The organism is Pseudomonas sp. B21128 (assembly GCF_044218865.1).
Classification (GTDB): domain Bacteria; phylum Pseudomonadota; class Gammaproteobacteria; order Pseudomonadales; family Pseudomonadaceae; genus Aquipseudomonas; species Aquipseudomonas iridis.
Genome location: NZ_CP162590.1, coordinates 1,584,112 through 1,597,225, shown reverse-complemented (window position 1 = coordinate 1,597,225; position 13,114 = coordinate 1,584,112). Strand labels below are relative to the sequence as shown.

Here is a 13,114-nt window from a genome sequence, read left to right as displayed (position 1 = left end):
GCCTAATTTAGCCTTTCGCCAAAAAAACAAAAAAGAATAAAAAATTTCTATAACCTAGAAATATGGAATATATAAAAAAGCACGAAAAAAAACCTTGCCGAGCGGCAAGGCTTTTCTCTGGATTTGTTACAGGAAGCTGTAGGTGTAGTTGAAGATCAGGCGGGTCTGATCCTGATCGGCAATATTGATTTCGCTGCCGCGATAAACACCATTGCGCAGTGTTACACCAAAACCTTTGAGAGCTCCCTGTTGAACGGTGTAATCGATACGCATGTCCCGTTCCCACTCGGACATGTCGCTACCGGAACCGTTCGTTGCCTTGATGTTGTCGCCATGCAGGTAAGCGACCGAAGCTTTGAGGCCCGGTACACCCAGCCCTGCGAAGTCATAGGAGTACTGGCCGAAGGTCGTGTTTTCACCGGCACGGACAAAACCGTTAATCATGGAGTCGGTGAACAGGTAGAAGCTTGCGCCACCGGCACCCTCTGGGCGACCGTTGCCATCGACCACGTTGCCCTGGTTCAGGTAGACGAAGCCACCGTCATCGTTGACGCGTTGATGGCCGAGCAAGAAGGCGTTGCCACCCAAGGTGTAAGTGAACATGGCGCTCCAGGTCTTGTTATCGACCTCGCCCGGAGTCTTGGCATAACCACCGTTGTTATTGAAGCGGTAGCCTGCGTCGCCGTTCTTGCCATCAGAGCTGCTGTCGAAATAGCGGATGTCGGTCTTGAACGACTGGTTGGTGCTGATCGGAAGCACGTGCACCAGGCCGAAGAAGTTCTGCTTGTAATAATCCTGCAGGTTCGAGTGGTAGTACTGCAGGGTCAGATCTTTGGTGACCTTCCAGTCAGCACCGGCATAGCGGAACTGATTGCTGTCCTGCGTACCACCGGCCACCGCGAGGCCGGTGCTGTTTGTCGAGGCACGACCCACTGCATGCTCGAGTTGACCAGCATTGAAGGTGACGTTGTCGATTTCCTTGGAGGTGATCGTGCCACCCTCGAAGGTTTGAGGCAGCAGACGGCTATCGTTCGCAACCAGAATCGGCAAGCTAGGTTGCAGCGCGCCCCCCAGGTGAGCTTCGGTCTTGGACAGACGTGCCTTGACGTTACCCGCTACGCGGCTCCAGGACTGCGTTGCCGAACCGTCGGAATCACTTGGGCTGAACGAGTTATTGTCTGGGTGGTGCCCACGGCCACCATCAAGGTGAATACCGCTGAGCGCCTGCACATCAAGACCAAAACCGACCATACCTTGAGTGAAACCGGACAGGTAATCAAACTTGAAGCCCTGCGCGGCTTCTCTCTGATCTGCGCCGCCATCACGGTTGTCGTTGTTGAAATACATGGTGCGAGAACTCAGGGAAGCCTTGCTGTCTTCGATGAAACCCGCGGCCCCTGCCTGCTGCGCCAATACCCCAAAGGCCACAGCCACGGCCAAAGTGGACTTATTCATTGTCAAGCTCCTCTCGTTTCTAATTATTGTTTGCCTGGCCCGGATCGACGCCCGGGTTCCAAAGGTCAGCGATTAGCGCCAGAGCGTGACCCACAAGTCAATCGTAACTTTGTGTGTCTACGACCATGGTCTAAGCTCCGGTTTTTTGGTCCATGCAGGTTCATGAGTTCGTCATGAATCTGAAAAGAATGAATACCTTCTCTTCTAATACCCTTTAGGAATTTAACCCCGTATTTGCACGCTCTGGTGCCGCCCACAACAACGCGTCGGTCAATTCCTGAAAGGTATTAAGCTGCCCTGTTTAGGCCCATTTGCCCTGAAGCAATCCTGTAACAGTTCCATCACCCCAGCAGCCAGCCCGGGGCACTATCCAGATCAATTGTTACAGTTTGTGTGTCGGTAGGTTTTTTGCAGGCACGGCGCAGCCGCCGTTCTTGCCGGAGTGCAACAAGTCATTCCAGTCGTGGTTTTCAGCGAGGGGGAATCAGAAGGAGGGGTTCAGATTGGAATGCACAGGTGTCGCGATGTGGGGACCCGGCAGCCTGCCCCACTCGCCACGACCTGATGAATCAAAGGGTCTTTTCGAAGATCTTCGAATTACGTTGATAGTTGTACAGCGACGCCCGAGCCGCCGGCAGACGTTCAACACTGCTCGGTTCGAAACCACGCTCGCGGAACCAGTGCGCGGTCCGCGTGGTAAGCACGAACAGCGTCTTCAAGCCCTGCGCCCGGGCACGGGTCTCGATGCGCTCCAGCAATTCGTCGCCGCGACGGCCATGGCGATACTCGGGGTTCACCGCCAGACACGCCAGCTCACCCGCATCCGAATCGGCAATCTGATACAGCGCCGCACAGGCGATGATCATGCCTTCGCGCTCGACCACGCTGAACTGCTCGATCTCACGCTCCAGCACTTCACGCGAACGACGTACCAGAATCCCTTGTTCTTCGAGCGGGCTGATCAGGTCAAGCAAACCGCCGACGTCTTCAATCGCCGCCTCGCGCACCAGTTCGAATTGCTCCTGGGCCACCAGCGTGCCGCCACCGTCACGGGTGAACAGCTCGGTCAGCAGCGCGCCATCCTCGACGTAACTGACGATGTGGCTGCGCGCCACACCGCCTCGGCAGGCTTCGGCGGCGGCATCCAACAGTTCCGCTTGATAATTGCTGCTGCCCAGACGCTGCAGGTGCGCCGGCACTTGTTGCGGACGCAGTTCACGGACCAGTTTGCCGTTCTCGTCGATCAGGCCGAGGTCGGCGCCGAACAGCAGCAATTTGTCTGCACCCAGATCGATGGCGGCGCGGGTGGCGACGTCTTCGCAGGCGAGGTTGAAGATTTCCCCGGTCGGCGAATAGCCCAGCGGCGACAGCAGCACGATCGAACGCTCATCGAGCAAACGATTGATACCCTTGCGGTCGACCCGGCGCACTTCACCGGTGTGGTGATAGTCGACACCTTCCAGTACACCGATTGGTCGCGCGGTAACGAGGTTGCCACTGGCCACGCGCAGGCGCGAGCCCTGCATCGGCGACGAAGCCATGTCCATCGACAACCGCGCTTCGATGGCGATGCGCAACTGGCCGACCGCATCGATCACACACTCAAGGGTCGCGGCATCGGTGATGCGCATGCCGTGGTGGTAATGCGGCGTCAGGCCGCGGGCGGCGAGGCGGGTTTCAATTTGTGGGCGCGAACCATGCACCAGCACCAGCCGCACGCCGAGGCTGTGCAGCAGCACCAGGTCGTGGACGATGTTGCCGAAATTCGGATGATCCACACCGTCGCCGGGCAGCATGACGACGAAGGTGCAATCGCGGTGGGCATTGATGTAGGGAGAAGCGTGACGAAGCCAATTAACGTATTCGGGCATGAACCTGGGCCTGTAATAAATAGCAGCCGGAAAAAAGGGCGAAACGGAAAACGCACAGCGGGCTGATGGTTATCGTCGGAACAGGCTTGGCGACACGCGCGCTCTCCTCATGAATACGGGTTGGGTTGCAGGCAATTTACAGCGTTCGGTCAGTTAACACATGGCCCCCACAGGGGTACATCATGGTTTGTCTGGGGTCAGGCAGTAATGTTCAATCAACTGTCGCAATAGATGCACGGTAGGCTGCAAACGTGACATTTCAAGGTATTCGCCCGGTTGATGCGCACAGGCAATATCACCGGGGCCAAGTACGATGGTTTCGCAGCCAAGACGCTGAAGATAAGGCGCTTCGGTGCCGAACGCTACTGCTTCGGCAGTGTGGCCGGTGAGCTTTTCGGCAATACGCACCAATTCGGCGTCCGCGTCCTGCTCAAATGGCGGCACTTCCGGGAACAATGGCTTGTAGTCGATCTTCACCTGATGCCGCTCGGCAACCGGGTTGAGCTTGCGCAGAATCTCCGCCCGCAGGACTTTCGGGTCCATACCCGGCAACGGCCGCAGGTCGAACTCCAGCGAACACTGGCCGCAGATACGGTTGGGGTTGTCACCACCATGGATGCAGCCGAAATTCAGGGTCGGTTGCGGCACGCTGAATTGCGGATTGTTGTATTCGCGCTGCCACAGCAGGCGCAGGCCCCGCAGTTCGCCGATGGCATCGTGCATGGCCTCAAGGGCGCTGTGCCCCAGGCGCGGGTCCGACGAGTGCCCGCTCTGCCCAAGGATGTCGATGCGTTCCATCATGATGCCTTTGTGCATGCGAATCGGCTTGAGCCCGGTCGGCTCGCCGATCACTGCCGCGCGGCCCAGCGGTCGTCCAGCCTCGGCCAGCGCGCGGGCGCCGGACATCGAGCTTTCTTCATCACAGGTGGCGAGGATCAGCAGCGGTTGCTTGAACGGCTGATCGAGCAGCGGCAGCACGGCGTCAATGATCAGGGCGAAGAAGCCCTTCATGTCGCAACTGCCCAAACCAACCCAGCGGCCGTCGACTTCTGTGAGTTTCAGCGGATCGGTCTGCCATAAGGCGTCGTCGTACGGCACCGTGTCGCTGTGCCCGGCCAGCACCAGCCCGCCGGGGCCGCTGCCGAAACTGGCGAGCAGATTGAATTTGCCGGGGCTGACCTGCTGGACATCGCAGCTGAACCCCAGATCACCCAGCCATCCCGCAAGCAAATCGATCACCGCCCGGTTGGACTGGTCGAGGCTCGGCTGGGTGCAGCTGACCGATGGCGCGGCAATCAGCGCAGCGAACTGGTCTTGCATGGATGGCAAAGGCATCGCTGACTCCAACTCCCGATTTGAAGTCCATCATAGAACCATCCGGCGTCAGGAATAAACCGCCGCAGGGCGTAGGACGAATCAGTCCTGTACACTGCACGGCCTTGGCAGCCACATATTCCCCGGCTGCGCTCCCGATCCTGGATTTTCCGGCCATGCAGAAAGAAACCGAAATCAAACTCCGCGTCAGCCGCGAAACCCTCGCCGCCCTGCGCGAGCACCCTCTTCTCAAGAAACGCAACAAAAGTGGCTGGGAACGCCGTGAGTTGATGAACCAGTACTTCGACACCCCGGAGCGCGATCTGGCCCTGGCCAAAGTCGCCCTGCGCCTGCGCAAGGACGGCGACGAGGTGATTCAGACCCTCAAGACCCGTGGCCATAGTGTCGCCGGTCTGTCCGAGCGTAACGAGTACGACTGGAAACTGCCGAAAGCCAAGCTCGACGTGAAGAAACTCGACGGCGAATGCTGGCCAGAGTCGCTGGCCGAGCTGGACAAGAAAACCCTGAAGCCGATCTTCACCACCGATTTCGTCCGCGAGCGCGCCGAAATCGCCTGGGGCCGCGGCAAGAGCAAAGTGGTTATCGAAGCGGCGCTGGATCTCGGTCACGTCGTGGTGGGCAAACAGAAAGAAGAAATCTGCGAGCTGGAACTCGAACTGCGCGAAGGCGAGCCTGAAGCGTTGCTGGAACTGGCCGCTGAACTGGCACAAACCCTGGCCCTGATGCCGTGCGACATCAGCAAGGCTGAGCGCGGCTACCGCTTGTACGACGCCAACAGCTACTCGCTGAGCCTGCCGGCGCCACAACTGACGGTCGAAACCCAACTGGACGACGCCTTCGCCGCCCTGTGCTGGCATTTGCTCGGCAGCAGCCAGCGTCTGGCCGAACAGTATCGCTTCAACGGTCACTGGCGTTTGTTGCAGGACTGGGTCGAGAACCTCGCGGAAATGCGCGCTCTACTCAGCAGCCTCGGCCAGGCCGCACCGCGTCCTTCGACCCACGACCTGCGCGTGGCCCTCGACGCACTGCTGGAAGACTGGCGCCCGCTGGTTCAGGTGGGTATCGAAGACGAAGATGTGCGCAAAGCCGCGCCGGAGCAGTTCCTCGAAGAGCTGGAAGACCCACGCTGGGGCCTGTTCTCGCTGACGGCTTCGCGCTGGCTGCTGGCTCGCAGCTGGACCGCTGATCGTAATGTGCGTGGCAACCGTCAAGGTGGTGCGCAGTTGCACAGCTGGTTGCCGCGCCTGCTCGGCGAAGAAGCCACGGCCCTGCAATTGCAGCGCTATCAGCAGCAGCCGGAAGATCTGGCTGAACAGCTGCCGCGTATCGAGCGCATTCAGGTCTGGCTGCACCACGCCCGCCATGTACTGGAGATCCCGGAGATGGATCGCCTGTACGGCGAGCTGAACAAGTTGGCGCAACTGGCCAACGAGCCGACAATCACTGACGAACTGCTCGATGCACGCAAGCAGCAGGCGATTGCGGTTTATCAGAATCGTGCGTGGAAAATGCTGCTGCGTATGTAATACCGCCATCGCTGGCAAGCCAGCTCCCACAGGGTTTGATGTTGAAATGTAATTTGTGTTTCAACACAAAACCTGTGGGAGCTGGCTTGCCAGCGATGAGGCCAGCAGCCTCACCTCAAACCGGCAGGCTGGTTGTGGACTTGATCTCCGACAGCGCCACAATCGAGTTCACTTCCTGTATCCCCGGCACCAGCGACAACTTCTCGAAGAAGAACCGCTCATACGCCTCGATGTCCGCCGCGACAATTCGCAACAGAAAATCCACCGCCCCCATCAGCACATAACACTCCAGCACCTCCGGAAAACCGCGAATCGCTTCGGTGAATTCGGTGAAGTTCGAACGCCCGTGGGCGTTGAGTTTGATCTCGGCAAAGATTTGCGTGTTGAGGCCGATTTTCTTGCGATCGAGCAAGGTCACCTGGCCGCGAATGATCCCCTCCTCCTTCATCCGCTGAATCCGCCGCCAGCACGGCGATTGCGACAAGCCCACCTGCTCGGCGATCTGCGCGCTCGAGAGCGAAGCGTCCTCTTGCAGCAAAGCCAGAATCTTGCGGTCGTAGCTGTCCAGCTCGCTGCGCATAGAAAAACCTCAAACAGAACATTCTGCGAATTGATCCAGTTGATCAAACACCAATAACGCCCATCTTAGATAAGAAATACCCGGCAGCGAATGTAAAAATTCCTCCAGTGATTTTGGAGCCCTGCCATGCCGCACCTTGAAGCTGTCAACACGCCCCCGACCCGCGCCGATGTCTGGAACGTCAGTAACGCCCACTGCCTGGCGCAGTATCAGATTCTGGCCGAGGCCGAACCGGATCTGCTGGTGCGCGTGCTTAACCTGTTCGCGCTGCAGTTTCTTACGCCTGAGCACGTGAACGTGCAGCGAATGGATGATCTGTTGTCGATCGACCTCGTCATGGGCGGCTTGAGCTGGCATCGCGCGCAAGTGATTGCGGAAAAACTTCGTAACCTGATCAGCGTCTGTTCGGTGAATCTGCAGAACACCGACACGGCGTGGGCTGCACCGGCGCAAGCGGCCGGCTGACAAATCCGGCAACGGCTTCGTCGGGTAGTGGCCCAACGGTCTGCGGGGCCGCGACTATCCTTTTGCGCACTGTCGCTTAAAAGGAAGCCCGCATGTCCGTTCAACTTGCCACTCAGGACCGCTGGCTGGACCTCAATGATGTGTTGCGTGAACTGGTCGCCCAAGGCTTCATCAGCCAGGATTCGGCGGAGCAGGCGCTCAATGCCCGCCGTCGCCACGCCGCGCATGGCCAGAAGCATCCGCTGGAGTTTATCGCCGGCCAGCAACTGGACGACCTCAGCCGTCCGGGCAAGCATCTGGATCTCGAAAGCCTGACCCTGTGGCTGGCGCAACAGGCCGGCCAGCCCTATCTGCGCATCGATCCGCTGAAGATCAACGTTGCCGCCATCACCCCGTTGATGTCCTACGCCTTCGCCCAACGGCACAAAATTCTCGCGGTGGCGGTCGATCGCGACTCGGTGACGGTGGCCAGCGCCCAGCCCTATGTGAATGGCTGGGAAGCCGATCTGACTCACGTCTTGAAGCTGCCGATCAAACGGGTGGTGGCCAACCCGGCGGACATCCAGCGTTTCAGCGTCGAGTTCTTTCGCCTGGCCAAATCGGTCAGCGGCGCCAGTAACGCCGATCAACAGAACGGCAACCTCGGTAACTTCGAACAACTGCTCAACCTCGGCGCCAGCGATCAGGAGCCGGACGCCAACGACGCGCACATCGTCAACATCGTCGACTGGCTGTTTCAGTACGCCTTCCAGCAGCGCGCCAGTGATATCCATATCGAACCGCGGCGCGAACAAGGCACGGTGCGGTTTCGCATCGACGGTGTGTTGCACAACGTCTATCAATTTCCGCCGCAGGTAACCATGGCGATTGTCAGTCGCCTGAAAAGCCTCGGGCGCATGAATGTCGCCGAAAAGCGCAAACCCCAGGACGGCCGGGTCAAGACCAAGACCCCGGACGGCGGCGAAGTGGAGTTGCGCCTGTCGACCCTGCCCACCGCGTTCGGCGAAAAAATGGTGATGCGGATTTTCGACCCGGATGTGCTGCTCAAGGACTTCGATCAGCTTGGGTTTTCCGCCGACGATCTGCGCCGCTGGCAGGACATGACCCGCCAGCCCAACGGCATCATTCTGGTCACCGGGCCCACCGGTTCGGGCAAGACCACCACGCTCTACACCACCCTGAAAAAACTGGCGACGCCAGAGGTCAACCTCTGCACCATCGAAGACCCGATCGAAATGGTCGAGCCGGCGTTCAACCAGATGCAGGTCCAGCACAACATCGACCTGAGCTTCGCCGCCGGGGTCCGCGCGCTGATGCGACAGGACCCGGACATCATCATGATCGGCGAGATCCGCGACCTCGAAACTGCTGAAATGGCGATTCAGGCGGCACTCACCGGGCATCTGGTGCTCTCGACCTTGCACACCAACGACGCGCCGAGTGCGATCAGCCGGTTGCTTGAACTGGGCGTGCCGCATTACTTGATCAAGGCCACGGTGCTCGGAGTCATGGCCCAACGGCTGGTGCGGACCCTGTGCCCACACTGCAAGGCACCGCTGACGCTGGACGAGGAGGATTGGCAAACCTTGACCCGCCCCTGGCAGGCGCCACTGCCAGGCAACGCACAAAGGGCCATCGGCTGCGTGGAATGTCGCGACACCGGTTATCACGGACGCGCCGGGGTTTACGAAATCATGCAACTGAGCGACAGCCTCAAAGCCTTCATCACCCCGGACACCGACCTCACGGCGATCCGTCGCCAAGCATTCAAGGAAGGCATGCGCAGCCTGCGCCTCTCCGGCGCACAGAAAGTTGCGGCGGGGCTGACGACGGTGGAAGAAGTGCTGAGGGTGACTCCGCAAAGCGAGCTGAAATAGGCGCCCAGGGAACCGGATAGGGAAAATGACGATCCAAGCAGTCATTCAACACCAGTGGAGTCACCCCCTCATGCGTCTCAAACTTGCTGTCGCTACCCTTGCCCTGCTGTCTCTGCCTGTTGGTTCGGCAATGGCCGACAGCTTCTGGCGTAACGTCATTTCTTCCGGCGCCACCACCGGCTCGACTTACCTGACCTTCAAGGATCACAAGCTGATCGTCGCCGCACAGGACGACGCCGGCAGTTTCGTTGCCAGCGACGGCGGCATCCGTGGCCCATATCTGGAAGCTGCAATGCAGAAAGTCCGTAACGACAATCCGGGCCTGCAGGCGACGGACATGGAACTGGCGAACGCGATTCTGGCGAAGAACGCCGTGGCTTCCGAGTAAGTCGTTCGCAGACAAAAATGCCGCTCATTTGAGCGGTATTTTTTTTGCCCGGATTTCAGCCCCACCCTGTAACCCTGTGGGATCGCATGCTTGCTGGGCAATCAGCGGTAATCGTCCACCGGCACGCACGCGCAATACAGATTGCGGTCCCCATAGACATTGTCGACCCGATTCACCGCCGGCCAGTACTTGTGTGCCTTCGTGTGCGCATCCGGGGTGATGCCTTGCTCGATGCTGTATGGCCGCTCCCACACGCCGGTGACATCCGCCAGGGTGTGTGGCGCACGTTTGAGCGGGTTGTCTTCTGCCGGCCAGTTACCGTTCTGCACCTCGGTGATTTCCGCGCGAATGCTCAACATCGCGCCGATGAACCGGTCCAGTTCAGCCTTGGATTCGCTCTCGGTCGGCTCGACCATCAAGGTGCCCGGCACCGGGAACGACATGGTTGGCGCGTGGAAGCCGTAATCCATCAGGCGCTTGGCGACATCCTCCTCGCTGATCCCGGTCTGCGCTTTAAGCGGCCGCAAATCGAGAATGCATTCATGGGCCACGCGACCATTGCGACCGGTGTAGAGCACGGGAAACGCACCGGATAAATGCTGCGCCAGGTAGTTCGCCGCGAGGATCGCCACTTCGCTGGCGTCTGCCAGTTGCGGCCCCATCATGGCGATGTACATCCAACTGATCGGCAGAATGCTCGCACTGCCCCACGGCGCCGCGCTGACTGCTCCGTTCTGCGCCAGCGGCCCGTCGATCGGCACCACCGGATGGTTGGCGACGAACGGCGCCAAATGTGCGCGAATGCCGATCGGCCCCATGCCCGGCCCGCCACCGCCATGGGGAATGCAGAAGGTCTTGTGCAAATTCATGTGCGACACATCGGCACCTATGTCCGCCGGTCGCGCCAGCCCGACCTGCGCATTGAGGTTGGCACCGTCCATGTACACCTGACCGCCGTGCTTGTGGATAACCTCGCAGATCTCGCCGATGCCTTCCTCGTACACGCCGTGGGTCGATGGGTAGGTCGCCATCAGGCATGACAACTTATCCCCAGCCTCGGCGGCTTTTGCTTTCAGATCCTCCAGATCGACGTTGCCCGCCTCGTCGCACTCGACGATCACCACGCGCATTCCGGCCATTTGCGCCGAGGCCGGATTGGTGCCGTGGGCCGACGACGGTATCAGACAGATATCGCGCGCGCCCTGCTGGCGGCTCTCGTGATATTTGCGGATCGCCAGCAACCCGGCGTACTCGCCCTGAGCGCCGGAGTTGGGCTGCATGCAAATCGCATCGAACCCGGTAATCGCGCACAACCAGCGCTCCAGCTCTTCGATCATCAAGGTGTAGCCGACCGCCTGCTCCCTGGGCACGAAGGGATGCAGATTGGCGAACTGCGGCCAGGTGATCGGGATCATTTCGCTGGTGGCGTTGAGTTTCATGGTGCAGGAGCCCAACGGGATCATCGACTGGTTGAGCGCCAGATCCTTGTTCTCCAGTTGCTTGAGATAACGCAGCATCTCGGTTTCGCTGTGATGGGCGTTGAACACCGGATGACGCAGATAAGGTGTGCTGCGTTGAAGACTGTCAGGAATGCCGCAAACCAGCGCCTCAGCGTCAAGATCCTCGACGATCAGCCCATGATCAGCACCAAGCAATACATCGAAGAGCTTTGCCACGGTGTGCTGGTCACACGTTTCGTCGAGGCTCAGACCGACCCGGCCACGGCCGAGAATCCTCAGGTTGATTTGCGCAGCCTTGGCACTTTCGATAATCGCGGTTTGCGCGCCGCCGACGTCCAGTGTCAGCGTGTCGAAAAACTGTGCGTTGACCCGGTTGATACCGTGGCGCTCAAGACCTGCCGCCAGAATGCAGGTCAGCCGATGCACCCGCTGCGCGATGCGCTTCAAGCCTTCCGGCCCGTGATAGACCGCGTAGAAACTGGCGATGTTGGCCAACAGCACCTGCGCCGTGCAGATGTTCGAATTGGCTTTCTCGCGGCGGATATGTTGCTCGCGGGTTTGCAGGGCCATGCGCAACGCGACGTTGCCGCGGGCGTCTTTCGACACACCGATGATCCGCCCGGGAATCGCCCGTTTGTATTCCTCGCGACTGGCGAAAAAAGCGGCGTGTGGCCCGCCATAGCCCATCGGCACGCCAAAGCGTTGAGACGAACCGAACACCACATCGGCGCCAAACTCACCCGGCGGCGTCAGCAACAACAAACTGAGCAAATCAGTGGCGACACAGGCCAGCGCCTGCTGGGCATGCAAGTGATCGATGAGCGGCCGCAGATCGCGGATCTCGCCGTGGGTGTCGGGGTATTGCAGCAGTGCTCCAAATACCGAGTGCTGCTTCAAGTTATCCACAGCGTCGATGATCAACTCGAAACCGAAACCTTCGGCCCGGGTCTGCACGACGGAAATGGTTTGTGGATGACAGTTCTCGTCGACAAAAAACAGATTGCTCTTCGACTTGGCGACACGTTTGGCCAGTGCCATGGCCTCCGCCGCCGCAGTAGCCTCATCGAGCAATGAGGCGTTGGCCAGTTCCAGGCCGGTGAGGTCGATGGTCAGTTGCTGGAAATTCAGCAGCGCTTCGAGCCGACCCTGGGCAATCTCCGGTTGATACGGCGTGTAAGCGGTGTACCAACCGGGGTTTTCCAGCACGTTGCGCAAGATGACGGTCGGCGTGAGCGTGCCGTGGTAGCCCATGCCGATCAGGCTGGTCCAGACCTGATTCTGCTCGGCGTAGCCACGCAGCCTGGCCAGCGCCGCTTGCTCATCCAGCGCTGGCGGCAAATCCAGTGCGCGATTAAAGCGAATGCCTGGGGGCACGGTCTGCTCGATCAGTTCACCTCGGCTACCAAGGCCGAGGCTGTCGAGCATGGCCTGCTGCTCGGCGGCGTCGGGACCGAGATGGCGGCGCAGGAAGGCCTCGGCATCGCGTAACTGGCTCAGGGACGGCAACTGGGACATGACGGGCTCTCTCTTGGCTGGCGCTCGGCGTCAAGGCAAATACGGTCAAACCAGCATAGCAGCCCATCCCGGACGCAAATTTTCATGACAGACCACATCCCCTGTGGGAGCGAGCTTGCTCGCGAAGGCGTCCTGTCAGTTGACATCGATCGGCCTGACACACCGCTTTCGTGAGCAAGCTCGCTCCCACAGGTGCATTCATCGCCAACAAAAAAGCCCCGACAAGTCGGGGCTTTGGGGTGCAGCGCTCAGCTTACTCGCCGATGGCAGCCTTGTAGGCAGCGGCGTCGTGCAGCTTGTCCAGCTCAGCCTTGTCGCTTGGCTTGAGCTTGAAGATCCACGCACCGTACGGGTCGGAGTTCAGCAACTCAGGCGAACCGCTCAGCTCATCGTTGATCGCGATGACTTCGCCGCTGACCGGGGCGTAGATGTCGGAAGCGGCTTTCACCGATTCGACCACACCGGACTGATCGCCAGCCGCAAATACTTTGCCGACTTCGGTCAGCTCGACGAACACCACATCACCCAGCGCTTCCTGCGCGTGATCGCTGATGCCCACAGTGACGGTGCCGTCGGCTTCCAGACGTGCCCATTCGTGACTTTCGGCAAAACGCAGGTCGGCAGGAATATCGCTCATCTTCA

10 protein-coding genes are annotated in these 13,114 nt (G+C 59.7%); 4 read left to right on the top strand and 6 right to left on the bottom strand.

Annotated features, from left to right (window positions below; translation table 11 throughout):
• Positions 1 to 126: 126 nt before the first annotated feature.
• The 3 genes from AB4P91_RS07025 to argE form a co-directional block, all read right to left on the bottom strand.
• A complete protein-coding gene (locus tag AB4P91_RS07025; protein WP_150597877.1) occupies positions 127 to 1,455 on the bottom strand; it encodes an OprD family porin in 1,329 nt (442 codons plus the stop codon).
• Positions 1,456 to 2,024: 569 nt separating this feature from the next.
• Positions 2,025 to 3,326, bottom strand: a complete 1,302-nt coding sequence (argA, locus tag AB4P91_RS07020; RefSeq protein WP_150597876.1) for an amino-acid N-acetyltransferase — start codon at positions 3,324 to 3,326, stop codon at positions 2,025 to 2,027.
• A gap of 180 nt (positions 3,327 to 3,506) precedes the next feature.
• Entirely contained in the window at positions 3,507 to 4,661 is a 1,155-nt protein-coding gene (gene argE / locus AB4P91_RS07015) for an acetylornithine deacetylase (protein WP_150593525.1), read from the bottom strand.
• A 155-nt stretch (positions 4,662 to 4,816) separates the two neighbouring features.
• Here argE and AB4P91_RS07010 point away from each other — a divergent pair, with 155 nt between their 5' ends.
• Positions 4,817 to 6,187: an inorganic triphosphatase gene (locus tag AB4P91_RS07010; RefSeq protein WP_395604540.1), complete on the top strand. Its 1,371-nt coding sequence runs from the start codon at positions 4,817 to 4,819 to the stop codon at positions 6,185 to 6,187.
• Positions 6,188 to 6,302: 115 nt separating this feature from the next.
• Here the strand turns inward: AB4P91_RS07010 and AB4P91_RS07005 are convergent, their stop codons facing one another.
• The gene (locus tag AB4P91_RS07005; protein ID WP_141125863.1) at positions 6,303 to 6,767 is read right to left on the bottom strand and encodes an Lrp/AsnC family transcriptional regulator; all 465 of its coding nucleotides are present in this window, start codon (positions 6,765 to 6,767) and stop codon (positions 6,303 to 6,305) included.
• A 126-nt stretch (positions 6,768 to 6,893) separates the two neighbouring features.
• Here AB4P91_RS07005 and AB4P91_RS07000 point away from each other — a divergent pair, with 126 nt between their 5' ends.
• From AB4P91_RS07000 to AB4P91_RS06990, 3 genes are all read left to right on the top strand, one after another.
• Positions 6,894 to 7,232 carry a hypothetical protein gene (locus AB4P91_RS07000; protein ID WP_395604539.1) on the top strand — a complete coding sequence of 113 codons (339 nt, stop codon included), beginning with the start codon at positions 6,894 to 6,896 and terminating at the stop codon, positions 7,230 to 7,232.
• Positions 7,233 to 7,324: 92 nt separating this feature from the next.
• A complete protein-coding gene (locus AB4P91_RS06995; protein WP_150597874.1) occupies positions 7,325 to 9,109 on the top strand; it encodes a GspE/PulE family protein in 1,785 nt (594 codons plus the stop codon).
• Positions 9,110 to 9,179: 70 nt separating this feature from the next.
• Positions 9,180 to 9,497, top strand: coding sequence for a DUF2388 domain-containing protein (locus tag AB4P91_RS06990; RefSeq protein WP_042561654.1), 318 nt, complete (start codon positions 9,180 to 9,182; stop codon positions 9,495 to 9,497).
• Between the two features lie 101 nt (positions 9,498 to 9,598).
• Here the strand turns inward: AB4P91_RS06990 and gcvP are convergent, their stop codons facing one another.
• Together gcvP and gcvH are read right to left on the bottom strand one after the other, a co-directional pair.
• Complete coding sequence (gene gcvP / locus AB4P91_RS06985; RefSeq protein ID WP_395604538.1) at positions 9,599 to 12,472, bottom strand: aminomethyl-transferring glycine dehydrogenase; 2,874 nt, start codon at positions 12,470 to 12,472, stop codon at positions 9,599 to 9,601.
• 253 nt (positions 12,473 to 12,725) lie between these two features.
• Positions 12,726 to 13,109 (bottom strand): glycine cleavage system protein GcvH, encoded by a 384-nt coding sequence (gcvH, locus tag AB4P91_RS06980; protein WP_042561656.1) that lies wholly within the window; start codon positions 13,107 to 13,109, stop codon positions 12,726 to 12,728.
• Positions 13,110 to 13,114: the final 5 nt, after the last annotated feature.